Origin of the sequence: Streptomyces sp. Ag109_O5-10 (genome assembly GCF_900105755.1) — a bacterium.
In the GTDB taxonomy this organism is placed as follows: domain Bacteria; phylum Actinomycetota; class Actinomycetes; order Streptomycetales; family Streptomycetaceae; genus Streptomyces.
Window position 1 is genome coordinate 781,526 of record NZ_FNTQ01000001.1, and the last position, 20,972, is coordinate 802,497.

At 73.1% G+C, this 20,972-nt stretch carries 22 protein-coding genes; 12 read left to right on the plus strand and 10 right to left on the minus strand.

Going from position 1 to position 20,972, the window contains the following annotated elements:
• Nucleotides 1-22: 22 nt before the first annotated feature.
• A complete protein-coding gene (locus BLW82_RS03650) occupies nucleotides 23-622 on the plus strand; it encodes a hypothetical protein (RefSeq protein ID WP_093497436.1) in 600 nt (199 codons plus the stop codon).
• On the opposite strand, the gene BLW82_RS03655 is transcribed toward BLW82_RS03650, so the two are convergent.
• From BLW82_RS03655 to BLW82_RS03670, 4 genes are all read right to left on the minus strand, one after another.
• Nucleotides 619-1,170, minus strand: a complete 552-nt coding sequence (locus BLW82_RS03655; RefSeq protein WP_093497437.1) for a PadR family transcriptional regulator — start codon at nucleotides 1,168-1,170, stop codon at nucleotides 619-621. The two genes, BLW82_RS03650 and BLW82_RS03655, sit on opposite strands and share 4 nt — an antisense overlap.
• A 22-nt stretch (nucleotides 1,171-1,192) precedes the next feature.
• Nucleotides 1,193-3,208: an NADPH-dependent 2,4-dienoyl-CoA reductase gene (locus BLW82_RS03660; protein ID WP_093497438.1), complete on the minus strand. Its 2,016-nt coding sequence runs from the start codon at nucleotides 3,206-3,208 to the stop codon at nucleotides 1,193-1,195.
• A gap of 105 nt (nucleotides 3,209-3,313) precedes the next feature.
• Nucleotides 3,314-3,682 (minus strand): hypothetical protein, encoded by a 369-nt coding sequence (locus tag BLW82_RS03665; RefSeq protein WP_093497439.1) that lies wholly within the window; start codon nucleotides 3,680-3,682, stop codon nucleotides 3,314-3,316.
• Between the two features lie 120 nt (nucleotides 3,683-3,802).
• Nucleotides 3,803-4,675, minus strand: a complete 873-nt coding sequence (locus tag BLW82_RS03670; RefSeq protein ID WP_093497440.1) for a hypothetical protein — start codon at nucleotides 4,673-4,675, stop codon at nucleotides 3,803-3,805.
• A gap of 274 nt (nucleotides 4,676-4,949) precedes the next feature.
• On the opposite strand from BLW82_RS03670, the gene BLW82_RS03675 reads away from it, so the two are divergent.
• Together BLW82_RS03675 and BLW82_RS03680 are read left to right on the plus strand one after the other, a co-directional pair.
• The gene (locus tag BLW82_RS03675; RefSeq protein WP_093497441.1) at nucleotides 4,950-7,028 is read left to right on the plus strand and encodes a SpoIIE family protein phosphatase; all 2,079 of its coding nucleotides are present in this window, start codon (nucleotides 4,950-4,952) and stop codon (nucleotides 7,026-7,028) included.
• A 155-nt stretch (nucleotides 7,029-7,183) separates the two neighbouring features.
• On the plus strand, nucleotides 7,184-7,933 hold the full coding sequence (locus BLW82_RS03680; RefSeq protein WP_093497442.1) for a hypothetical protein: 750 nt from the start codon (nucleotides 7,184-7,186) through the stop codon (nucleotides 7,931-7,933).
• A 295-nt stretch (nucleotides 7,934-8,228) separates the two neighbouring features.
• On the opposite strand, the gene BLW82_RS03685 is transcribed toward BLW82_RS03680, so the two are convergent.
• Together BLW82_RS03685 and BLW82_RS03690 are read right to left on the minus strand one after the other, a co-directional pair.
• Nucleotides 8,229-9,020, minus strand: coding sequence for a putative protein N(5)-glutamine methyltransferase (locus tag BLW82_RS03685; RefSeq protein ID WP_093497443.1), 792 nt, complete (start codon nucleotides 9,018-9,020; stop codon nucleotides 8,229-8,231).
• 101 nt (nucleotides 9,021-9,121) lie between these two features.
• Entirely contained in the window at nucleotides 9,122-10,177 is a 1,056-nt protein-coding gene (locus tag BLW82_RS03690; protein ID WP_093497444.1) for an ABC-2 transporter permease, read from the minus strand.
• 184 nt (nucleotides 10,178-10,361) lie between these two features.
• Here BLW82_RS03690 and BLW82_RS03695 point away from each other — a divergent pair, with 184 nt between their 5' ends.
• Nucleotides 10,362-10,763 (plus strand): MarR family winged helix-turn-helix transcriptional regulator, encoded by a 402-nt coding sequence (locus BLW82_RS03695; protein WP_371131471.1) that lies wholly within the window; start codon nucleotides 10,362-10,364, stop codon nucleotides 10,761-10,763.
• On the opposite strand, the gene BLW82_RS03700 is transcribed toward BLW82_RS03695, so the two are convergent.
• Together BLW82_RS03700 and BLW82_RS03705 are read right to left on the minus strand one after the other, a co-directional pair.
• Nucleotides 10,724-11,473 (minus strand): GNAT family N-acetyltransferase, encoded by a 750-nt coding sequence (locus BLW82_RS03700; protein ID WP_093497445.1) that lies wholly within the window; start codon nucleotides 11,471-11,473, stop codon nucleotides 10,724-10,726. The two genes, BLW82_RS03695 and BLW82_RS03700, sit on opposite strands and share 40 nt — an antisense overlap.
• Nucleotides 11,470-12,393: an NADP-dependent oxidoreductase gene (locus BLW82_RS03705; RefSeq protein ID WP_093497446.1), complete on the minus strand. Its 924-nt coding sequence runs from the start codon at nucleotides 12,391-12,393 to the stop codon at nucleotides 11,470-11,472. The genes BLW82_RS03700 and BLW82_RS03705 overlap by 4 nt, the downstream gene beginning before the upstream one ends.
• A 168-nt stretch (nucleotides 12,394-12,561) precedes the next feature.
• Here BLW82_RS03705 and BLW82_RS03710 point away from each other — a divergent pair, with 168 nt between their 5' ends.
• The 7 genes from BLW82_RS03710 to BLW82_RS03740 all read left to right on the plus strand — a co-directional run bounded on the left by BLW82_RS03710 (nucleotide 12,562) and on the right by BLW82_RS03740 (nucleotide 18,932).
• Nucleotides 12,562-13,167, plus strand: a complete 606-nt coding sequence (locus BLW82_RS03710; protein ID WP_093507836.1) for a sulfite oxidase-like oxidoreductase — start codon at nucleotides 12,562-12,564, stop codon at nucleotides 13,165-13,167.
• The gene (locus BLW82_RS03715) at nucleotides 13,160-13,930 is read left to right on the plus strand and encodes a ferredoxin reductase (RefSeq protein ID WP_093497447.1); all 771 of its coding nucleotides are present in this window, start codon (nucleotides 13,160-13,162) and stop codon (nucleotides 13,928-13,930) included. Before BLW82_RS03710 ends, BLW82_RS03715 begins: the two co-directional genes overlap by 8 nt.
• A 317-nt stretch (nucleotides 13,931-14,247) precedes the next feature.
• A complete protein-coding gene (locus tag BLW82_RS03720; protein WP_093497448.1) occupies nucleotides 14,248-14,835 on the plus strand; it encodes an Rv1733c family protein in 588 nt (195 codons plus the stop codon).
• Between the two features lie 397 nt (nucleotides 14,836-15,232).
• Nucleotides 15,233-16,201, plus strand: a complete 969-nt coding sequence (locus BLW82_RS03725; RefSeq protein ID WP_093507837.1) for an acetylxylan esterase — start codon at nucleotides 15,233-15,235, stop codon at nucleotides 16,199-16,201.
• 13 nt (nucleotides 16,202-16,214) lie between these two features.
• Nucleotides 16,215-16,697: a nuclear transport factor 2 family protein gene (locus BLW82_RS03730; protein WP_093497449.1), complete on the plus strand. Its 483-nt coding sequence runs from the start codon at nucleotides 16,215-16,217 to the stop codon at nucleotides 16,695-16,697.
• A gap of 89 nt (nucleotides 16,698-16,786) precedes the next feature.
• On the plus strand, nucleotides 16,787-18,007 hold the full coding sequence (locus BLW82_RS03735) for a serine hydrolase domain-containing protein (protein WP_093497450.1): 1,221 nt from the start codon (nucleotides 16,787-16,789) through the stop codon (nucleotides 18,005-18,007).
• Nucleotides 18,008-18,188: 181 nt separating this feature from the next.
• Nucleotides 18,189-18,932: a GntR family transcriptional regulator gene (locus BLW82_RS03740; RefSeq protein WP_093497451.1), complete on the plus strand. Its 744-nt coding sequence runs from the start codon at nucleotides 18,189-18,191 to the stop codon at nucleotides 18,930-18,932.
• On the opposite strand, the gene BLW82_RS03745 is transcribed toward BLW82_RS03740, so the two are convergent.
• Complete coding sequence (locus BLW82_RS03745) at nucleotides 18,902-19,651, minus strand: class I SAM-dependent methyltransferase (RefSeq protein ID WP_093497452.1); 750 nt, start codon at nucleotides 19,649-19,651, stop codon at nucleotides 18,902-18,904. The genes BLW82_RS03740 and BLW82_RS03745 overlap by 31 nt on opposite strands.
• Nucleotides 19,652-19,771: 120 nt before the next feature.
• Between BLW82_RS03745 and BLW82_RS03750 the strand changes: the two genes are divergently transcribed.
• Nucleotides 19,772-19,903: a hypothetical protein gene (locus tag BLW82_RS03750; protein ID WP_352094649.1), complete on the plus strand. Its 132-nt coding sequence runs from the start codon at nucleotides 19,772-19,774 to the stop codon at nucleotides 19,901-19,903.
• Between the two features lie 3 nt (nucleotides 19,904-19,906).
• Here BLW82_RS03750 and BLW82_RS03755 read toward each other — a convergent pair whose 3' ends face one another.
• Nucleotides 19,907-20,836 (minus strand): hypothetical protein, encoded by a 930-nt coding sequence (locus BLW82_RS03755; RefSeq protein ID WP_256215623.1) that lies wholly within the window; start codon nucleotides 20,834-20,836, stop codon nucleotides 19,907-19,909.
• Nucleotides 20,837-20,972: the final 136 nt, after the last annotated feature.

Here is a 20,972-nt window from a genome sequence, read left to right on the forward strand (position 1 = left end):
CCGTGCCGCCGGAGGGCAGACCATGCGCACTACCCGACTCCTCCTCCGCTCCGGCCTGACCCTGGCGGCCGCCGCCGCTGTCCCGACCTGGCTCGCCGGCCCGTCCGCCGCACTCTCGGGCATCTCGGTGAGCACCATCGGCAGCACGGTGTCGGTGGTCACCAGCGCCTGCACCCAGTCCAACGGCAGCTGGGGCAACGCCTCGCTGCTCAACAGCGGCCAGACCGCCTTCGCCCAGGGGCGGCAGGTGGCCCTGGCGGGCACCTCGGTGAGCCAGTCCGCCGCCTGGTCGGGGGTGTCACCGGGCACCTACACGGTGGTCGTCGTCTGCTCCAACGGCGGTACGGCGGGCACGCAGTCGGTGATCGTCTCGTCCGCCCCCGCCGCGCCGACGACCTACCCCACCGCCAACTCGACCGCCAACTCGACCGCCAACTCGACCGTCAACTCGGCCACCAAGCCGGCCGTGCCCGCGCCCGCCCGGGGCGTGATGGGCGGCCTGGGCGGCGCCGCCCGCGACTACGGGCCGCTCACCCTGGGCATCGGCGCCGCGCTGGTCGGCTCGGGCGTCATCGCCACCGGCTGGTACCTGCGCAAGCGCTCGAAGCCCTACCGGCTCTAGGACGCCGACGGGCCGGGCGGTTCGCCGAACTCCTCCAGGGCATGACCGAGCCACCGCGTCCAGAACGTCTCCAGGTCGATGCCGGCCCGCAGCACCAGGTGCCGCAGCCGGTCCTCGGGGGCGTCCTTGCCCGGCGGGAAGTCGCGGCGCTGGATCTCCTCGTACTCGGCCAACTGCCGCCGGTGCAGCTCCAGATGGCGGCGCAGGTCGGCCTCGATGCCGGCGGTGCCGACGACGGCGGCCGCGCGCAGCCGCAGCAGCAGCACGTCCCGCTGCGGCTTGGGATCCTGGGAGACGGCGGTCCAGCGGGCCAGTTCTGCGCGGCCCGCGGGCAGGACCTCGTAGCTCTTCTTCTGCCCACGGGCCGGCTGCTCGGCCGGCAGGGTGCGGATGTAGCCCTCGGCCTCCAGCCGTCCGAGCTCGCGATAGATCTGCTGGTGCGTGGCCGACCAGAAGTAACCGATCGACCTGTCGAACCTGCGGGTCAGCTCAAGCCCCGACGACGGCCGTTCGAGCAGGGCGGTGAGGATCGCGTGCGGGAGTGACATGGGCTCATCCTAGGGACGGGCGCTACAGGGCGGCCGCCAGCTCGGTGCCCTGTTTGATGGCCCGCTTGGCGTCCAGCTCGGCGGCGACGTCGGCACCGCCGATGAGGTGCGCGCTGCAGCCGGCGGCGACCAGCTCCTCGTACAGGCCCCGGCGCGGTTCCTGCCCGGTGCACAGCACGACGGTGTCGACCTCCAGGACCGTGCTCTCGCCGTCGACGGTGACGTGCAGCCCGGCGTCGTCGATCAGGTCGTACCGCACCCCCGGGACCATGATGACGCCCCGGTGCTTGAGTTCGGTGCGGTGGATCCAGCCGGTGGTCTTGCCGAGGCCCGCGCCGACCTTGCTCGCCTTGCGCTGGAGCAGGTGCACGATCCGCGGCGGCGCCGGGCGCTCCGGGGCCGCCAGGCCCCCGGGCCCCTGGTACTCCATGTCGACGCCCCACTGCCTGAAGTACGTCTCCGGGTCCTCGCTCGCCTTGTCGCCGCCGTCGGTGAGGTATTCGGCGACGTCGAAGCCGATGCCGCCGGCGCCGAGGATCGCGACCCGGTCACCGACGGGCGCGTCGTCGCGCAGCACGTCGAGGTAGCCGAGCACGCGGGGATGGTCGACGCCGGGGATGTCGGGGGTGCGCGGGGTGACGCCGGTGGCGACCACGACCTCGTCGTAGCCGGTGACGTCGCCCGGTTCGACGGTGGTGTTCAGGCGTACGTCCACGCCGTGCGCGTCGAGCTGGTGGCGGAAGTAGCGCAGGGTCTCGTCGAACTCCTGCTTGCCGGGGACCTTGCGGGCCACGTTCAGCTGGCCGCCGATCTCGGCCGCCGCGTCGAACAAGGTGACCTCGTGGCCGCGTTCGGCGGCGGACACCGCGCAGGCGAGGCCGGCCGGTCCGGCGCCGACGACCGCGACGCGCTTCCTCAGCCGGGTCGGGGCGAGGACCAGTTCGGTCTCGTGGCAGGCGCGCGGGTTGACCAGGCAGGAGGTGATCTTCCCGCCGAAGGTGTGGTCGAGGCAGGCCTGGTTGCAGCCGATGCAGGTGTTGATGGCCTCGGGCGTGCCGGCCGCGGCCTTGTTGACGAAGTCCGGGTCGGCGAGCATCGGGCGCGCCATGGAGACCATGTCGGCGAAGCCCCCGGCGAGCAGCTCCTCGGCGACCTCCGGGGTGTTGATGCGGTTGGTGGTGACCAGCGGCACGGACACCGCGCCCATCAGCTTCCTGGTGACCCAGGCGTAGGCGCCGCGCGGGACCGAGGTGGCGATGGTGGGGATGCGGGCCTCGTGCCAGCCGATGCCGGTGTTGATGATGGTCACCCCGGCGGCCTCCACGGCCCGGGCGAGGGTGATCACCTCGTCGAGGGAGGAGCCGCCCGGGACCAGGTCCAGCATGGACAGCCGGTAGACGATGATGAAGTCGTCGCCGACGGCCTCGCGCACCCGGCGGACGATCTCGACGGGGAAGCGCATCCGGTTCTCGTACGAGCCGCCCCAGCGGTCGGTGCGGTGGTTGGTCTGCGCGGCGATGAACTCGTTGATCAGGTAGCCCTCGGAGCCCATGATCTCGACGCCGTCGTAACCGGCCTGCCGGGCCAGACGGGCGGCGCGGGCGTAGTCGCCGATGGTGCGCTCGACGTCGGCGTCGGTCAGCTCGCGGGGCGCGAAGGGGCTGATCGGGGCCTGGAGAGGGCTCGGGGCGACCAGGTCGCGGTGGTAGGCGTACCGGCCGAAGTGCAGGATCTGCATCGCGATCCGGCCGCCCGCGCGGTGTACGGCCTCGGTGACGGCCCGGTGCTGCGCGGCCTCCTCGTCGGTGGTGAGCCGGGCGCCGCCCTCGTACGGCCTGCCCTCGTCGTTGGGCGCGATGCCGCCGGTGACGATCAGGCCCACGCCCCCGCGGGCCCGGGCCGCGTAGAACTCCGCCATCCGCTCGAAGCCGCGCTCGGCCTCCTCCAGGCCCACGTGCATGGAGCCCATGACCACCCGGTTGGGGAGTGTGGTGAAACCGAGGTCGAGGGGTTTCAGCAGGTTCGGGTAACGGCTCATGGGGGCCTCCGTGCGCGGTGTCGTCTCCGTAGTTGTAGAGGACCGCGCACGGATTGTGCAACTAGTTGCACAACACCCTCGGGGTTACGTGTGCCAGATCACCTGTCACCGGCTTTCGAGCAGGACGTGCAGTTCCTTCTCCTGGTCCCCGGACGCGGAGGACAGGTCCCGCACGGTGAAAAGGGAGTCGAGGGTCCGGTGCAGCCGGCTGATCGCCCAGTAGCCGCCCTGGGCGTCGGCCTCGACCGTGGCCGAGAGCCGGGGCGGCGGGGTGCACTCGTGGGTGGCGGTGACGTCGAACGTGCCGAGCCACACCATCGGGCGGGTCTCGTGGAGCTGCTGCGGCACGTCGTCGGCGGCCCGGTCGGACTCGAAGCACTGGCGCAACGCGTCGAACACGATCCGGGCGTCCTCCTTGTTGCATCCACTGATCTCGAGCGAGACGGGTTCCTCGTGCGTGGGAACACGGTCCATGGTGCTGGCTCCTCTCATGGCGATGGCGCGGTGTCACGGGTTCCCCCGCGAACCGCGCCATGCCAACAGAAAAGCACCGATCTCCAAGCCCTGCACCACCCGTCGAGGGCGGCCGCGGGCTCAGCTCCGGGTGAACTTGTAGGTCATGCTGTCCGTGAGGACGCAGAAGCCGGGCGACATCACGATGACCCGCAGGATGCCGGTGCGCCGGTCGTAGTCGATGCCCTCGGCCTCGAAGGTGCCCGAGCAGGAGCTGCGCAGCGGGAGCTGGCGCAGCGCCGTGACGTGCCCGGTGACGTTCGTGGTGCCGGGCCGGGCGGACAGGTCGATCTGCAGCAGCGGCTTGGTGTGGCCGAAGAGGCTGCCGTCCGGGTCGTCCGACGAGCACAGCAGCGTGGTGGCGCCGGAGAAGTCGCAGCCCTGCACGTCGCGCACGGCGTGGTCCAGGTTGACGACGGAGGCCAGCGGGAGGTTCGCGGACGGCGAGGTGCTCTTGTTGGCGCCCGGCGTCGGGAAGACCAGGAAGCGGGTCATCGTGCCGTACTCGCCGGAGAGCATGTACTGGCTGTCCGGCGTGATGGCGGACCAGGAGTTGTTGAGGGCCTCGCCGGAGACCAGCGTGTGGACGTACTCCGACCAGGTGCCGTCGGGGGCCTGCACCCGGTACATCTTGTAGGTGCCGGAGTCCGCCTGGTACGGCTCGACGTAGTAACCGTCGTAGGACTCGTCGGGGTCGCCGACGTGGTTCCAGCCGCGGGAGTGGACGTCGAGCGGGATGGTGCCGACGCCGGTGTAGCGGTTGGGGCTGCCGGCCGGGACCTCGACCGAGGTCAGGCCCTGGCTCTCACTGAGCGCATCGGCGTGGTCCGAGCCGGTCTCGGTCCAGGTGTCGGCCGCGGAGGCCGGGGCGGCGGTCGCGAGGACCAGGGTGGCGGCGAGGGCGACCAGGGCGGTCAGGCCTGCGTGACAACGTTGCCGGGTGAACGCGGGCATGGAAGCCTACTCCTCGGTATCGGGGGGTGGGACGCGCGTGCGCCGGTCAGTCTCGCGCGGATCCGATGGACATGTACATACCAACGGAAGGCCGGGAAGGTGAACTCACGCCCCTGCCGCACCTGAGGTCGCTTCGCGGTACGGAAGCCGTCGTGTTGAGAGATGGTGGAAAAGTCGGCGGTGACGTCGGAGAGTCGGGTGTGAGCGCGATAGAACAAGGGGAGTCCGCACGGGGGACGGCGTGCCGTGCGGAAGTCCGAAGGCGGTGCGTGCGATGAGTCCAGCCGAGGCCTCGGTGCCGGAGGGCCGGGAGCCCGTGCGCGGACCCGTGCGCCCGGGCGGGCTGCTGGACGTCCTGAACGTGGCCTCGGTCGTGCTGGACGCCAAGGGACGGATCGTGCTGTGGAGCCCGCAGGCCGAGGAGCTGTTCGGCTATTCGGCGCAGGAGGCGCTCGGCCAGTACGCGGCCCGGCTGATGGTGCACGAGCGCCACATCGAGCTGGTCGGCAAGCTGTTCGCGGACGTGATGAGCACCGGGCGGAGCTGGGCCGGCGGCTTCCCGATCCGCCACAAGGACGGCTCCACCCATGTGGTCGAGTTCCGCAACATGCGGCTCATGGACGACAACGGCGACGTGTTCGCGCTGGGTCTGGCGGCCGACCAGTCGACGGTGCGCCGGCTGGAGCAGGACGTCGCGCTGTCCGAACGGATCGTGCAGCAGTCGCCGATCGGTCTTGCCGTCTTCGACACCGACCTGCGCTTCATGTCGGTCAACCCGGCGATGGAGCGGATGAACGGGGTCCCGGCCGAGGAGCACGTCGGACGGACGATCCGCGAGGTACTGCCCGCGCTGGACGCCGACGCGCTGGAGTCGGCCTACCTGCGGGTGCTGCAGACCGGTGAGCCGGTCATCGACCAGTCCGCGGTGGGCCGAACACCGGCCGATCCGGACGTGGAGCACATCTGGTCCGTGTCGGTCTACCGGCTGGACGACGCGCTGGAGAACGTGCTGGGGGTGGCCACCTCGGTGGTGGACATCACCGAGCCGTACCGGGCCGGTGTCGAGGCCGAGAACGCGCGCCGCCGGCTGGCCGTGATCGCCGATGCCTCCACCCGTATCGGCACCACCCTGGACCTGGAGCGCACCGCCCGGGAGCTGGCCGACGTCGCCGTGCCGGAGCTGGCCGACGTGGCGGCCGTTCAGCTGCTGGACGCGGTGGTCGAGGGCCGCAGCGGCACCCTCGGGCCGGCCGAGCCCGCCGTGCTGCGGACCCTCGCCGTGCGCGCGGAGGAGAAGGCGGACGCGGTCCAGGCCGCAGACGCGCCGGGGGCGGTGGCCAGGTACGCGCCGGACCGGCTGGTCACGGCGTGCGTACGCACCGGGGAGTCGGTCGTCGTCCCGCGGGCCAAGGGCGAGCACCTGGCGCGGATCGCCCCCTCCCCCGAGGCCGCGGTGCTGCTGGACCGGGCCGGGGTGCACTCGTATCTGGCCGTGCCGCTCATCGCGCGCGGTGAGGTGCTGGGTGCCCTCGACCTCAAGCGCACCCGCAATCCGGCGTCCTTCGACGACGACGATCTGCTGCTGGCCCGGGAACTGGCGGCGCGCGCGGCCGTCCAGATCGACAACGCCCGCTGGTACGAGAACGCCCGCACCACCGCCCTGACCCTCCAGCGCAGCCTGCTGCCCGCACACCCCCGGCTCACCCCCGGCCTGGAGGTCTCCTCCCGCTACCAGCCGGCGGGCGCCACGGTCGAGGTGGGCGGCGACTGGTTCGACGTCATTCCGCTGGACGGCGGGCGAACCGCTCTCGTGGTGGGCGACGTGATGGGCAGCGGCATCAACGCTGCCGCGACGATGGGCCGGCTGCGCACCGCGACCACCACCCTGGCCGCACTGGGCCTCGACCCGGCGGTCCTCCTCGAACACCTGGACAAGACCACGTCGGGCCTCGACCACTCCATCGCGACCTGCGTCTACGCCGTGTACGACCCGCAACAGCGCCGGTGCCGGATCGCCAACGCCGGCCACCTGCCCCCGGCCCGGGTCCGCCCCGGCCGCCCGCCGGAACTCCTCGACCTGCCCACCGGGGTCCCGCTGGGCGTCGGCGGGGTCGCCTTCGCCACCACGTCCGTCGACTTCGAGCCCGGCGACGAGCTGGTGTTCTACACCGACGGCCTGGTGGAGACGCGCACGCACTCCCTGGACGAACGCCTCGACGAACTGCTGGCCCTGCTGGACGGCCCGGCCCGCCCGCTGGAGGAGGTCTGCGACCTGCTGCTGCGGGAACTGCACCACCCCGACAACCACGACGACGTGGCACTGCTCATCGCGCGGGCCCGGGAACTGCCGTAGCCGGGGACGCGCCGGATGCGGCCCCCTGCCCCGGTGCGGACGCATCGAATTCACAGGAACTGATTACCGGGTTCTTACCGGCGACCACCCACAATTGACAGAGAGGCACGCGTAGCGCGATGCCGCGTGCCGCCGTTCGCCGATGGGAGCGAGCCGTGACGCACGAACCGGAGCAGGAAAACCGCCGTGACGTCGACGGAACCAAACCGCCGATCCCGCCGATGCCCGACCACCCCCCGCAGGCCGCCGCCCCGGAGTGGGGCGCCCCGCCGGACGTCCTGTCGGGGCCGAGACAGGACCGGGAGCCGGGCGCGCCACTGCGCGACCGGTGGCGCCGCCAGTCCTTCCGCGTGCGCGCGGTGACCGTGGCGCTCGTCGCCGGGGCGCTCGCCCTGGGCGGCACCGTGGCGTTCGCCGCGGGCTCCGGCGGCGGCCCCGCCGTGTCCCCGGCCGTCTCCGGCGCATCGTCGGCGCCCTCCGCGCCGGACGGGCGCGGACCCGGGCACGGCTGCGGCATGGGCGGCATGGGTGTGCACGGCGAAGCGACCGTCAAGGACCCGCACACCGGCAAGTACGTCGTGCGGATCTGGCAGCGGGGCACGGTCGAGAACGTGGACGGTGACCAGGTCACGGTGCAGAGCGACGACGGCACGGCCTGGACGTGGACCGTGGGCTCGAACGTCAAGGTGCGGGGCGATTCCGACACGCTGAAGAAGGACGCGAAAGCCTTCCTGATCGGCACCCACGGCGCCGACGGCAAGCGGACCGCGTCCGGCGCGTTCTCGGGCGACTTCGCCGGCATGGGCCCCCGCGGCGGCATGCACGACCACGGCGGCCCGTGGCACCACCGCCCCGGCGACCGCACACCGTCACCGAACGCGTCGGGGAACGGAGCCACCACCTGAGCCGCTACCGTCGGGCAGCGCCCCCTGAACCGCTACAGCCGGGCAGCGCCCCCTGGGCCGCCACGGCCGGGCCGCGCCCCCTGGGCCGCCACGGCTGCGTAGCGGCCCCTCCTCGTCCCCTGCGGCCGGCCCGCGCCCCTAAGGGGCGCGGGGAACTGCGCGACCAGCCACGACGGCGCCGCACACGGCAGACCGGAGACCGCAGACGACAGACGACAGACGGCAGACCGCAGACCGCAGACCGCAGACCGCAGATCAAGGCCCTTCGAGCAGATCGCGGCACCCGGCGCAGCGTCTAGTCGGCGCGCACGCCGATCACGACGTTCGCGTACAGCTCGTCGGAGACCGCGAGCCGGGTGGCGAGTCCGGCGCGCCGGAAGGTGCGGACGGCGTCATCGGCCTGGTGCTCGCTCGTCTCCACCAGGACGCAACCGCCGGGCGCCAGCCACTCGCGGGCTCCCGCGGCGACCCTGCGCAGTACGTCGAGTCCGTCGCCGCCGCCGTCGAGGGCGACCAGCGGCTCGTGCTCACGGGCCTCGGCGGGCAGCAGTCCCACCTCGCCGCTGGGGACATAGGGCACGTTGGCGGCGAGGATGCCGGTCCGCCCTCGCAGAGCCGCGGGCAGGGCCTCGAACAGGTCGCCGGTGTGGGCGTGGCCTCCGTAGGGGGCGATGTTGCGGCGGGCGCAGGCGACCGCGGCCGGGTCGATGTCGGCGGCGTGCAGTTCGGCGTCCCGGAGCGCGGCGGCGAGGGCCGCGCCGACCGCGCCGGAGCCGCAGCACAGGTCGACGACGACGGACGCGCCGGGCGCCTGGGCGAGGGCCTGGTCGACGAGGAACTCGGTACGGCGACGGGGCACGAACACGCCGGGCTCCACCAGGATGCGCAGCCCGTGGAACTCCGCCCAGCCGAGGACGTGTTCGAGGGGCTGTCCGGCGGCTCGCCGGTCCACCATGGCGGCCAGCTCGTCCGGGGTGCGGGCGGTGGCGAGGATCAGCTCCGCCTCGTCCTCGGCGAAGACGCAGCCGGCGGTGCGCAGCGCGGAGACGACGGCGGCGGTGGTGTCGGAATCGGAGAGTGAGGTCATCACCGGGGAGCCTATCCGGGGCCGGGCGCATCGGTCAGACGCTTTACCGCCTGGCCGGTGGGCCGCCCTGCCGACGGTCCGCCGGCCGGGCGGCCTGCCGGTCAGACGCCGACCGTCTCCTCGGCCTCCTCCTCGGCTGCCGCCATCTCGTCGGCCAGTCCGGCGGGAAACTGCGGTACGACGACGGCGGCGTCCGGCGCCGCCTTGGCCCGCTCGTGGACCGCCGCGATCGCCGTGACCGTGAGGCCGGCCAGCAGCCAGACCGCGAGGGTCCACACGTTGCGGCTCAGGCCGTCGCTGCCGAAGTAGAGCAGGCTGCGGACGCCCTCGACGAAGCCGGCGCCGTTCCAGAAGGCGTGCAGGGTGCCGAAGAAGCCGTTCTGCAGCTCGGGGCGGAACAACCCGCCGGAGCTGGTGAAGTTGAGCATCACGAAGAGCACCATCATGGTCAGCGTGGTCCACCGCTTGAGGAAGGTGTGCAGGCCGACGCCGACGAGGAGGATGCCGGCGGAGTAGAGCCAGGCCATGCCCCAGACCTCGGCCAGGTCGTGCTGGGCGAGGTGGAAGACCGGTCCGGCGAGGAACGTGCCGATGCCGCCGACGACGGCCGAGACGCCGAGCGCGAGCAGCGCGCGTATCCGCATGGGGAGCGCCGCGCCGGCCGCGCCGAGGGCGGCGACGGAGGCGTAGGAGCCGATGCTCACGGCGATGAGCAGGAAGAAGAGGCCCTGTCCTGTGGGGTCGTCGGCGACCGGCCTGGCGACGTCGGTGACCTTGAGGGCGACGCCCTCCTTGGCGGCGACCGTGGTGAAGACCTGCTCGACGGCCGTGGCGCCGGTGTCCGAGGCGGCGATCGCGACGATCAGCTCCGGGGCCTTGGCGCTCGGCACGTAGGCGCCGGTCACGGTACGGGACCTCAGCAGGCCGACGGCCGCCGCGCGGGTGGGCACGGTTCGGACGTCGAGCTTGTCGCCTGCGGTGTCCTTGATGGTCTGCGCCAACACCTTCGCTCGCGGTCCGGCACCGACGACGGCCACCGGCATGTGGTTCGGCTCCGGGTGGACGAACGCGCCCATGTAGGCGAGCCCCATGCCCAGGCACATCAGCAGCGGGGTGATCAGGTGCGTGAGTACATGGCGCAGCGCCGGCGACCTCATCGCGTACGACCTCCAGAACCTTCCGGCCAAATTAGTTGGCTTATACAACTCACAGTCAAGTTGTACTATACAACTAGATCGTCGGAGGAGGTATCCCCGTGAGGGCGTTGCTGTGGAGGGCGCGGCCGTCGAAGGTGTTCCCGTGACGACGGCGGAGACGGCGGTGGAGACCATCCAGCGCGAGATGACGGCGTTCGCGCGCCGGGCCCGGGCGTCGGCCGGGCGCATGCACCCCGAACTGTCGCTGGTGTCGTACACGCTGCTCGGGCACCTGGAGGAGCGCGGCGGCTGCCGGGCCACCGACCTGGCCGCGCACTACGCGCTGGACAAGTCGACGGTCAGCCGGCAGGTGGCGGCACTGGAGCGGGCGGGGCTGATCGAGCGGCGCCTGGACCCGGAGGACCACCGGGTCCAGGTACTGCACCTGACGGATGCGGGAGAGGAGATCCTGGCCCAGGTCACGCGCAGCCGCCGGGCCGCCTTCCAGGAGCGGCTGGCGGACTGGCCGGAGGCGGACCTGATCAGGTTCGCCGCATACCTGGAGCGCTACAACGCCGGCACCCCGGCCGGTTCCGCCGACGACTGACCGAGCGGCTCCGGCACCCTGGCCGCGATGAAGGCGGTACGGCGGCGCAGGCGGAAGCCGAGCGACTCGTACAGCCGGATCGCGGTGGTGTTCTCGGCGCCGGTGTGCAGGAAGGGCGTCTCGCCGCGTTCCCGGATGCCGTGCGCGACCGCGCGGATCAGCCGGGTCGCGAGGCCCTCGCCGCGGTGGGCGGGGTCGGTGCAGACCGCGCTGATCTCGGTCCAGCCCGGCGGGTGCAGCCGCTCCCCTGCCATCGCGATCAGCCTGCCGTCCCGGCGGATGCCCAGGTAGGTGCCGAGCTCGATGGTGCGGGGCAGGAACGGGCCGGGGCGGGTGCGCTCGATCAGGTCGAGGATCTCGGGTACGTCGGCCGGTCCGAGCCGGACCGCGGACGGTTCCGGGACGGCGTCCATGCCCTCGTCCACCAGTTGCACCCCCGCGATGTTCATCGTGAGCTCCCAGCCCTCCGGGAGTGCACCGCGGTAGCCGGGCAGCGGGACCTCCGTGCCGGGGCCGGCCAGGGCGGCGAGGTCCGCCCAGTCGTCGGCGCCGGGATCGTCGGGCAGCGCCAGCCATGGGGAGACGTCGACCGGATAGCGCAGGATCCGGCCGCGCCGCTCGGCGAACCGGGCGTGCGGGCCGGTGAGCGAGGCGCGGGCCGGATTGTCCAGGACGTGCGGAGCGCCCTCGCGGCCCTGCGGGACGCTCATATGCCGACCTCGATCACGATCTTGCCGAGGGCGTGTCCCTCCTCGACGGCGCGCAGCGCCTCGTCGGCCCTGTCCAGCGGGAAGGTCCGCGAGACATGCGGGTCGAGTTCGCCGGCCACGACGAGCTCGGCCACCTCGTCCAGGACGGCGGCGGTGCGCGCGCGTGCCACCCGGGCCCCGCCCAGGGCGGCCACCGCGTCCGGCGCGGCACCCGCGGTGATCAGCTTGGTGCGGTCGGCGAGCAGGCCGGCCGCCTCCGCGAGCACCTCGCCGCCGACCAGGTCGTAGACGCCGTCCACGCCGCCGGGCACGACGGCCCGCACCCGCTCGGCCAGGCCGGGGCCGGAGGCCACGTGCAGGGCGCCCAGCGACTCGACGAGGTCCTTCTTGGCCTCGCTCGCCACACCGACCACCCGCAGGCCCCGGGCGTGCGCGATCTGCAGGACCGCCGCGCCGACCCCGCCGCCCGCGCCGGTGACCAGCAGGGTCGCGCCCTCGGGCAGGTCGAGCTGGCGCACGCCGTCGTAGGCGGTGGCCCCTGCGACCGGCAGGGTGGCGGCGTCGGCGAAGGACAGTGAGGCGGGCTTGTGCGCCGTCACGGACGCCGCCAGCAGGGCGTACTCGGCGAACGCGCCGCCGGAGGTGTTGCCGAAGACCTCGTCGCCGACCGCGAAGCCGGTGACACCCTCACCGATCGCCTCGACCACACCCGCGGCCTCGCTGCCGAGGACGACCGGGAAGCGTGCCTCCCCCTCGCCGGGGCGGCGGAAGCCGCCCCGCAGCTTCCAGTCGACGGGGTTGACCCCCGCCGCGCGGACCGCGATCAGCAGTTCACCGGGGCCGGGAACGGGCCGGTCCAGCTCGGCGAATGCCTCGGTCTCGGGCCCGCCGTGCCTGGTGTAGACGTACGCCTTGGGCATCGTTTTCCTCGCTCTCTGGTGCTGTCGCCGGTGTCCCGGCAGCGGCACTCAGCGGCAAGGATCAGCGCTCGGCGGCTATTCCCGCATCCGCGGATCGTTCATACGGCCGCAATGATCGGCGGCCTGACCTGGGCGGGAGCACCCGACCGGACACCGTACGGTGGACGCATGAACGTCACCCGAGGCTTCGTCGGCCGCCCCCGAGTCCACAACGCCGGACTGCCGCCCGGCCAGTACGACGCGGGCGAGGACTGGCCGGTGCTCTCCGCCGAGGTGACACCGGAACTCGCGCCCGCCGACTGGTCGTTCCGCGTCGACGGCCTGGTGGCCGAGCCCCGCACCTGGGACTGGGACGCGGCGCAGGCGCTCCCCGCGTCGGCCTACGAGGGTGACATCCACTGCGTGACCAGTTGGTCGAAGTTCGGGGTGCGGTTCGGCGGCGTCTCGCTCGACGCGTTCTTCGATGTGGTGCGCCCCCATGGGTCCGCCACACATGCCGTCGCCTACTCGCACACGGGGTACACCGCCAACCTGCCACTCGCGGACCTCACCGGCGGCCGGGCGTGGATCGCCTTCGACTACGAGGGCGAACCGCTGCCCGCCGAGCACGGCGGCCCGGCGCGGCTGCTGGTGCCCCATCTGTACTTCTGGAAGAGCGCCAAGTGGATCGCCGGCCTCACCCTCCTCGACCACGACGAGCCCGGGTTCTGGGAGCGCAACGGCTACCACGCGCGGGGCAACCCGTGGCAGGAGCAGAGGTACGCCGGTGACTGAGACGACGACCGGGACCGCCTTCGCTCCCCCGACGCGCTTCGCGGTCCCCGGCCGCATCGAGGTCGGCGGCCAGGCCGCGGCGGTGTGGCAGCGGGCCACGATCACCGGGATACGGCGTGAGACCCCGCACGCGGCGACCTTCCGGTTCGCGGTGCCGGCCTGGGCGGGGCATCTGCCGGGGCAGCACCTGATGCTGCGGCTGACCGCCGCCGACGGCTACACGGCCCAGCGCCACTACTCCCTCGCCTCCGCGCCGGACGGCTCCGGGCACATCGAGCTGACGCTGGACCACGTACCGGGCGGCGAGGTCTCCGGCTGGTTCCACACGGTGGCCCGGCCCGGCGACACCGTCGAGGTGCGCGGCCCGCTGAGCGGCTTCTTCGCCTGGCCCGGCGACCGGCCCGCACTCCTGTTCGGCGCCGGTTCCGGGGTCGTACCGCTGATGTCGATGGTCCGGCACCACCGGAACCTGACCCTGGACGTGCCGCTGCGCATGGTGGTGTCGGCACGCTCCCCCGCGGAGCTGATCTACGCGCGGGAGCTGGGCGCCGAGACCACGACCGTGTTCACCCGCGCCGCACCCCAGGGTGTGCCGGTGGGACGTATGTCCGCCGCACATGTGGCCCCGCTCCTGGCCGAACAGCCCGCGGGTGGGTGGGAGGCCTATGTGTGCGGCTCCAACGGGTTCGCGGAGCATGCCTCCCGGCTGCTCGTGGCGGCCGGGCAGCCGGTGGAGCGGATCCGCATCGAGCGCTTCGGCTGACCGGCGGCGCCCCGGGCGTCCGGCGTGGTGTGCGGCGAGGGCGGCCGGCGCGGGGTGCGCAGCGGGTGGGTTCGGCGCCGCGGCGCGTGGTCCGGGGCGCGCGTGTGCGGCGGGCCCCGGGCGCCGGGACCCGTTGGGCGGCGCGCGCCGGAACCTGTGCTTCAGCCGGTGCCGCATCCGTCCCTCCGGACGGTGGGCGAGGTACTCCGGACGGGGTACCAGTCCCCGTGTGGACGCTCGCACGTGAGCGGGGGCACGCTGGGAGCTGCGGACCGGCTGTCCGGCCCTCCAGCTCTTGTGGCGGCGAGGAGGTCGACATGCGTACCCGGGTGCGTGGCTGGCGCTGGCGGTACAACCCGCTGCGGCGCAGGTCAGACGTGGTGGAAGCGTGGATCGCGCTGGCCGTCGCGGTCCTGTTGTGCGCGGGTGCGCCGCTGGTCGGTGCGATGGCGGGGCTCTGGGCCCATGATCAGGCGCGGTCGGTGGCGGCGGTGCAGCGCGCCGAGCGGCACATGGTCCGGGCCGTGGTCGTCGGCGGCACCCCGGAGCAGCTGCCGTCGGTGCAGGGCGGGGACCAGGCGCACGCCTACCAGACGAATGTCCGCTGGACCGTGCCAGGCAAGGGCACGCAGACCGCCCTGGCCCGGGTGCCCGCGGGCACCAGGACCGGTGACGCGGTGGACGTGTGGTTCGACCGGCAGCAGCACGCGGTCGCCCCGCCGCCCGACGACGTCGCCGTCTGGCAGCACACCGTCACCGTGGGCCTGTGCGGGGCGAGCGCCGCGGCGGCCGTGGTGCTGCTCGGGCACGGCATCGTGCGCCGGGTGGCGCTGCGCCACCGGCTCGCCGAGTGGGAGCAGGAGTGGGCGCGCACCGGACCGGACTGGACCCGCGGCCGCGCCTGAGACGCCCGCCCGCGCCGACCGCACCCTCTTGTGCCGGCCGCACCCCTTGTACCGACCGCACCCTCTTGTGCCGGCCGCACCCCCTTGTACCGACCGCACGCCCTTGTGCCGATGGCACCGCCCGTCCCCTGTCCCGCCCTCGTCCGCACCCGGGCCGCGGACTCTGCGCCCGCACCCGCGGCCGAGGTGACCCGACCACCCGCCCCCACCAGTCGGCGGCCCAGGGCTCATCCGCCCGTCGTCCCCGTTCGCCGACCGGGCACCACTGACCAGCGGCTCCACAGCCGACGGCTGGACGGTTCGGCAGTTTTCGGACGGGGCAGAGGCCTGGCGATTCATCGGATCACCCACGTACGGTGTGATCATCCGCGCCTCCTCTTCTCCAAGGCGGTTGATGATGGCCCTGTTCGACCTCCCTCTCGACGAGCTCCGCGAGCACCGCAGCACGTCGGTGGCGCCCGACGACTTCGACGCCTTCTGGTCCAAGACGCTCCAGGAAGCCCGCGCACACGATCTCGACGCCCGTTTCGAGCCGGTCGACGCCGGGCTGTCCACGGTCGACGTCTACGACGTGACGTTCGCCGGGTTCGGCGGCCACCCGGTCAAGGGCTGGCTGCGGCTGCCGGCCGGCACCAGCGAACCGCTGCCGCTGGTCGTGGAGTTCGTCGGGTACGGCGGCGGACGCGGGCTGGCGCACGAGAACCTGCTCTGGGCGTCGACGGGACGGGCGCACTTCACGATGGACACCCGCGGGCAGGGCAGCGCCTGGGGCGGCGGGGGCGGCACCGCGGACCCGGTGGGCGGCGGCCCGGCGTACCCCGGGTTCATGACCCGGGGCATCGACGCACCCGAGAACTACTACTACCGCCGGGTGTTCACGGACGCGGTCCGGGCGGTTGAGGCGGCCCGCTCGCATCCGCTGGCCGACGCGACGCGGACCGTGGCGCTCGGCGCCAGCCAGGGCGGCGGGATCACCATCGCCGTCGGCGGTCTGGTGCCCGACCTGGTCGCGGTCGCGCCCGACGTGCCGTTCCTGTGCGACTTCCCGCGCGCCACCACGCTGACCGACCGTCACCCGTACCGGGAGATCGCCCTGTTCCTGAAGACGCACCGCGGCCGCTCCGCGGACGTGCGGCGCACCCTGTCCTACTTCGACGGGGTGCACTTCGCGGCGCGCGGCCGGGCCCCGGCGCTGTTCTCGGCGGCCCTGGAGGACCAGACCTGTCCGCCCTCCACCGTCTTCGCAGCCTTCAACTCCTGGGCACACGACGACAAGACCATCGAGGTGTACGACTTCAACGACCACGAGGGCGGCGGCCCGTACCACGAGGCAGCGAAGGCCCGCTGGCTGCGCTCGTACGTCTGAGGAGGCGCTGGAATTGGACACGTGGGAGGCCGCGGAGCGCTTCGTCCGGGTCTGGGCGCGGGGCTGGGCCGCGCACGACGTGGACGCGCTGCTCGCCCTGTACGCCGAGGACTGTGTGCATCGTTCGATGCCGTTCCGCGCCCCGCACCGGGGCCGGGACGAACTCGCGGCCTATCTGCGCTGGTCGTTCGAGGCGGAGCGGGTGACGGACGTCAGGTTCTCGGCGCCGCTGGTGGGCCCGGACGGGGTCGCGGCGGCGGAGTTCCGGGTGCGGTCCGAGGAGAGGGGTGCGGCGGCGGAGTTCCGGGTGCGGTCCGAGGAGAGGGGTGCGGCGGCGGAGTTCCGGGTGCGGTCCGAGGAGAGGGGTGCGGCGGCCACGCTGGCGGGGTGCGTGTTCGTGCGCTTCGACGGGCGAGGGCTCGCGGTGGAGAGCCGGGACTACTGGCACACCGCGGACGGGCACCAGGAGCCGGCCGGGCGGCTCTTCCTGCTCTGACCTTCCCCCCAGTCCGACCAGTCGGTACGTTCGGAGTGCCCGGGCGGCAGCGTCGCGGTCCGGGTTTTCCGGCGTACCACGGAGGGCGCATGTCCCAGCACGAGCCACAGCCGCAGTCACAGCCCCGGTCCCAGGCCCAGCCCCAGCCCCAGCCCCAAGTCCAGGTCCACGGCCACTGCGATCCGCGTTTCGCGGCGGTGCGGGAGGCGTTCGAGGAGAACTTCCGGGACAGGGAGGAGCTGGGTGCCGCCGTCGCGGTGACGGCCGGCGGCGAGACGGTGGTGGACCTGTGGGGCGGCTGGGCGGATCCGGCGCGCAGCCGGCCGTGGGAGCGGGACACCGTGGTCAACGTCTGGTCCACCACCAAGGGCCCGGTGGCCCTGTGTGCGCACGTCCTCGCCGACCGGGGGCTGCTCGATCTCGACGCGCCGGTGGCCGACTACTGGCCCGAGTTCGCGGCGGCAGGCAAGGAGCGGGTCCTGGTCCGCCACCTGCTCTCGCACCGGGCCGGGCTGTCCGGGCTGCGCGAGCCGCACTCGCTCGACGACCTGTACGACTGGGAGCTGACGACGGCGCGGCTGGCCGCGACGGAGCCCTGGTGGGAGCCGGGGAGCAGGTCCGGCTATCACGCGCTGACCTACGGCTTCCTGGTCGGCGAGGTGGTGCGGCGGGTGTCGGGGCTGCTGCCGGGGGCGTTCCTGGAGCGGGAGGTCACCGGGCCGCTGGGCATCGACTTCACGGTCGGGCTGCCGGAGAAGGAGGCGGGCCGGGCGGCCGAGCTGGTGCATCCCCGGGTCGTGTCGGACAGCGAACAGGCCGCGATCTTCAGCCAGTTGGCGCCCGCCGCGGTCGCCGCCCTGGCCAATCCGGGGGTGGGTGCGAGCGCGGCGAACACCCCCGGGTGGCGGGCGGCCGAGATCCCGGCCGCCAACGGGCACGGCACGGCCCGGGCGGTCGCGGCGCTGTACGGGGTGTTCGCGGGCCTGGGCGAGTACGGCGGCCTGCGGGTGCTGTCGCCGGAGGCCGCCGAGCGGGTGCGGGAGGGCCAGGGCAGTTGCCGTGACCTGGTGCTGGGGGCGGGCTTCGAGCACGAGACCGAGATCGGGCTGGGGCTCTGGCTGAGCGGGGCGAACGGCTCGTACGGGCCGAACCCGCGAGCCTTCGGGCATGACGGCTTCGGTGGCTCCTGCGGGTTGGCCGACCCGGAAGCGGGGGTCTCCCTCGGCTATGTCATGAACCGCATGGGGCCGCGGATCGCGGACGATCCGCGGAAGACGGCCCTGGTCAACGCCGTTTACGCGTGTCTGTGAGGCCCGCACGGTTTCGGCCGAACCCGCCGTCCGCTCTTCCCTGATGGTTTAGACCAATGCTAGATGTGGTCGCGGAACGAACCCGCACGGCTACGTCTTGTCATCACGGCTCGGCGGCGAGCCCCAGCCTGCTCGCCGCCGGGCCCGGTGACCAAGCCCTGTCACCCTCAGGAGGCGCGGCATGGCCCGCACCACCCCCCACGACCACTCCGAGAGCGAAGGACAGCCCCTCTACTGGCAGATCGCGACACAACTCCTCGGCGAACTGCGCGACGGCACCCTACCGCCGGGAGAACGGCTCCCGGCGGAACGGCAGTTGGCTCGGCACTTCGGGGTCAGCCGGGAGACCGTCCGGCAGGCGCTGGAGGTGCTGCGGCACAGCGGACTGGTGGCCACCGACCGGCGGGGCAGCCACGCCACGCTGCACGGCCGTCCGGTGGAGAGCCCGGTCTCCCTGGCCTTCCCGGTGGGCGCCGGGCCCACGGAGCACGGTGCGGTCGACCGGGCCACGGTGACCTGGGAGGAGCCGCCTCCGGAGCACGCGGCGGCGCTGGGGCTGGCCCCGCACCGGCCGACCCTGGTGCACCGCTACGAGTCCGCCTCCCCCGACGGTCACGCCCTGCGGACCGCCGTGACGTCGTTCTCGGTCGTGGCCCTGACCGAGGTCGAGGAACTGGGCCGCTACCGGGACCGGGCCGACGGCTCTGCCGCCGCGCAGCTGCGCCGGACCTACGACTGGATGCGCAAGGCGGGCCTCACCCTGCACCACCGGGACTCCATCACCCAGGTCGCGGACGCGTCGTCGGTGCGGGTGACCCGCCGGGTGCACGACCAGTACGCCCGCCCGCTGGAGATCACCGACCTGGTGGTGGACGCCCAGCAGGACGCGCTGGTCTACGAGTTCACGGTGCCCGCCGCGGGCTGACCGCGCCGGGCCACCACCAGCCGGGCGCGCGGGCTGCCGTCGCCGCGCTCGCCGAACTCGGGCAGCGCGGACAGTTCCACGGAGAAGCCCGCCCGCGCCAGTTCCGCCAGCACGGCACCGAGCCGGAAGGCCCGGTAGTACATGACGAACGGAGGCCGCCACAGGGCGTTGCGGACCCGCATCACGGCGTCGAAGCCCAGCAGCATCCAGTATCCGGGGCTGCTGGGCCGCGGCGGCGCGAGCACCGGGAAGGCGAAGGCGCCGCCCGGCCGCAGCACCGCGTGGACCTGGCCGAAGAGGCCGGGCAGCTCCCAGGGCAGGAAGTGGCCGAACGCCCCGAAGCTGACGACCAGGTCGAAGGCGGGCCGGAACGGCAGGGCCCGGGCGTCGCCGCGCACGTAGGTGACGTCCGGGCCCTCGGGCGAGGGCTGCCGGCGGGCGATCTCCAGCATGCCGGCGCTGAAGTCGACGCCGGTGACGCCGTGCCGGCACACCTGGGCCAGGACTGCGGTGCCCGCGCCCGTCCCGCAGCACAGGTCGAGGCCGTCCTCGAAGGGGCCGAGCGGGGTGAGCGCCTTCGCGACCGCCTCGAGCACCGAGTCGGGCGTCCGGAACGGGGTGTGGTCGAACTTCGGGGCCAGCAGGTCGTAGCCGCGCTCGACCGAGGACAGGGCCTGGACGGCGAGTTCACGCAGGCTCGGGCCTTCGGGGCTGAACATCCTGCCAGCTTACGGGAGCACACGGCGCGGGCGGGGGCCCGTCGGTCCCCCGCCCAACCCCGTGTTCGTCGCCGCCCACCTCGCCATGTCCCCCAGGGCCGCCCGGGCACGGTCGACGAGGTGGCGCCGCTGGTCGTCCGTCTGCTCTCCGACGAGGCCTGGTACGTCGACGGCGCGGAGATCACCGTCGCCGGCGGACACGCGGCGCACGGACCGGTCAAGGCGATCACCGACGCCCTCGGCCAGGACTGAGCCTCAGTCCTTGAGCTGCTCCAGCGTGGACTTGGTGTCGGTCTTCAGCCAGCCGGTCACGTCGTCGAGGGTCGGCGGGTCGGTGTCGCTGTCGTACGAGGAGAAGTACGCGCTGTAGTACATGGTGAACGTCATCCACCCGTCCCGCACCGCGAGCGTGGCGTACCGCGAGCCGCTGGTGGTGGAGCCGTTGCTGGTGTCCTGGGTGACCAGGTAGGCCTCGTCGCCGATGCCCTGGACCGGCGTCACGTCGTAGTCGCTGTGGCTGTCGCCGTAGTTCTTCCAGGTGGCCGTGAACTCGGGTGCCGGGTCGGTCTTCCGGTGCAGGTCCATCTCCAGGGAGAGGTAGGCGTCCCCGTAGCTGGAGCCGGTCTTCTTGAGGCTGAGGCTGCAGTAACTCTGGTCCAGCGCGGGGTCCTTCATCACGTTCTTCGTCGGGGACGAGTCGTCCACGGGGTACTCGTCCTTGAACGACGAGTAGTCCGCGCTGGAGCAGAGGTTCGCGGGCGCCCGGTAGCCGCGCAGGTCCGCACTGCTCCCGAAGGCTCCGGTCAGGAGGAGTCCGCCCGCCCAGGCAGCGGAGGCGACGACCGCGCCCACGAGGGCCCACAGCACGGCTCTTCCGGCCGCGTTGCCGCCCGTCGCGGGCGGTGCGGCCGGCGGCGGGTAGCCGTAACCGGGCGGCACCGCATAGGGGTTGGCCTCCGGCGGCGGGACGGACTGGCCCGCGGTGGTGGGCTGGGCGTAGGGGTTCTGCGCGGGCGGCGACTGCGGGCTCGGGTACGGGTACGCGGTCGGCTGGGTGTGCTGGGGCGGCGGCGGTGCCGCCGGGGGCTGGTCCGGCTGTGGCGGGGGCGGTGGGGACTGCTGCGCGGCCGACGACGACGGCGGCGGCTCCGAGGAGGACGGCGGCTGCTGCGGTGGCGTGGACATGTCGTGAAGATACGGCATAACCGGACGTCAAGTCCCCGTCAGGACAGGGATCGTTATGGTCCGGGAACAACCGTTACCCGCCAAACACCCTTTTCTACAAGCCAGTTGGGCGGTAGCGACGGGTTGGCCGGGGCAG

Coding starts and splice junctions, on each gene's coding strand:
- BLW82_RS03685 (WP_093497443.1), bottom strand. CDS start 9,020: ATGACCTCACTCTCCGATTCCGACACCACCGCCGCCGTCGTCTCCGCG.
- BLW82_RS03740 (WP_093497451.1), top strand. CDS start 18,189: ATGGCCCGCACCACCCCCCACGACCACTCCGAGAGCGAAGGACAGCCC.
- BLW82_RS03710 (WP_093507836.1), top strand. CDS start 12,562: ATGAACGTCACCCGAGGCTTCGTCGGCCGCCCCCGAGTCCACAACGCC.
- BLW82_RS03665 (WP_093497439.1), bottom strand. CDS start 3,682: ATGGACCGTGTTCCCACGCACGAGGAACCCGTCTCGCTCGAGATCAGT.
- BLW82_RS03755 (WP_256215623.1), bottom strand. CDS start 20,836: ATGTCCACGCCACCGCAGCAGCCGCCGTCCTCCTCGGAGCCGCCGCCG.
- BLW82_RS03690 (WP_093497444.1), bottom strand. CDS start 10,177: ATGAGGTCGCCGGCGCTGCGCCATGTACTCACGCACCTGATCACCCCG.
- BLW82_RS03650 (WP_093497436.1), top strand. CDS start 23: ATGCGCACTACCCGACTCCTCCTCCGCTCCGGCCTGACCCTGGCGGCC.
- BLW82_RS03655 (WP_093497437.1), bottom strand. CDS start 1,170: ATGTCACTCCCGCACGCGATCCTCACCGCCCTGCTCGAACGGCCGTCG.
- BLW82_RS03670 (WP_093497440.1), bottom strand. CDS start 4,675: ATGCCCGCGTTCACCCGGCAACGTTGTCACGCAGGCCTGACCGCCCTG.
- BLW82_RS03705 (WP_093497446.1), bottom strand. CDS start 12,393: ATGCCCAAGGCGTACGTCTACACCAGGCACGGCGGGCCCGAGACCGAG.
- BLW82_RS03735 (WP_093497450.1), top strand. CDS start 16,787: ATGTCCCAGCACGAGCCACAGCCGCAGTCACAGCCCCGGTCCCAGGCC.
- BLW82_RS03675 (WP_093497441.1), top strand. CDS start 4,950: ATGAGTCCAGCCGAGGCCTCGGTGCCGGAGGGCCGGGAGCCCGTGCGC.
- BLW82_RS03695 (WP_371131471.1), top strand. CDS start 10,362: ATGACGGCGTTCGCGCGCCGGGCCCGGGCGTCGGCCGGGCGCATGCAC.
- BLW82_RS03720 (WP_093497448.1), top strand. CDS start 14,248: ATGCGTACCCGGGTGCGTGGCTGGCGCTGGCGGTACAACCCGCTGCGG.
- BLW82_RS03700 (WP_093497445.1), bottom strand. CDS start 11,473: ATGAGCGTCCCGCAGGGCCGCGAGGGCGCTCCGCACGTCCTGGACAAT.
- BLW82_RS03660 (WP_093497438.1), bottom strand. CDS start 3,208: ATGAGCCGTTACCCGAACCTGCTGAAACCCCTCGACCTCGGTTTCACC.
- BLW82_RS03745 (WP_093497452.1), bottom strand. CDS start 19,651: ATGTTCAGCCCCGAAGGCCCGAGCCTGCGTGAACTCGCCGTCCAGGCC.
- BLW82_RS03725 (WP_093507837.1), top strand. CDS start 15,233: ATGGCCCTGTTCGACCTCCCTCTCGACGAGCTCCGCGAGCACCGCAGC.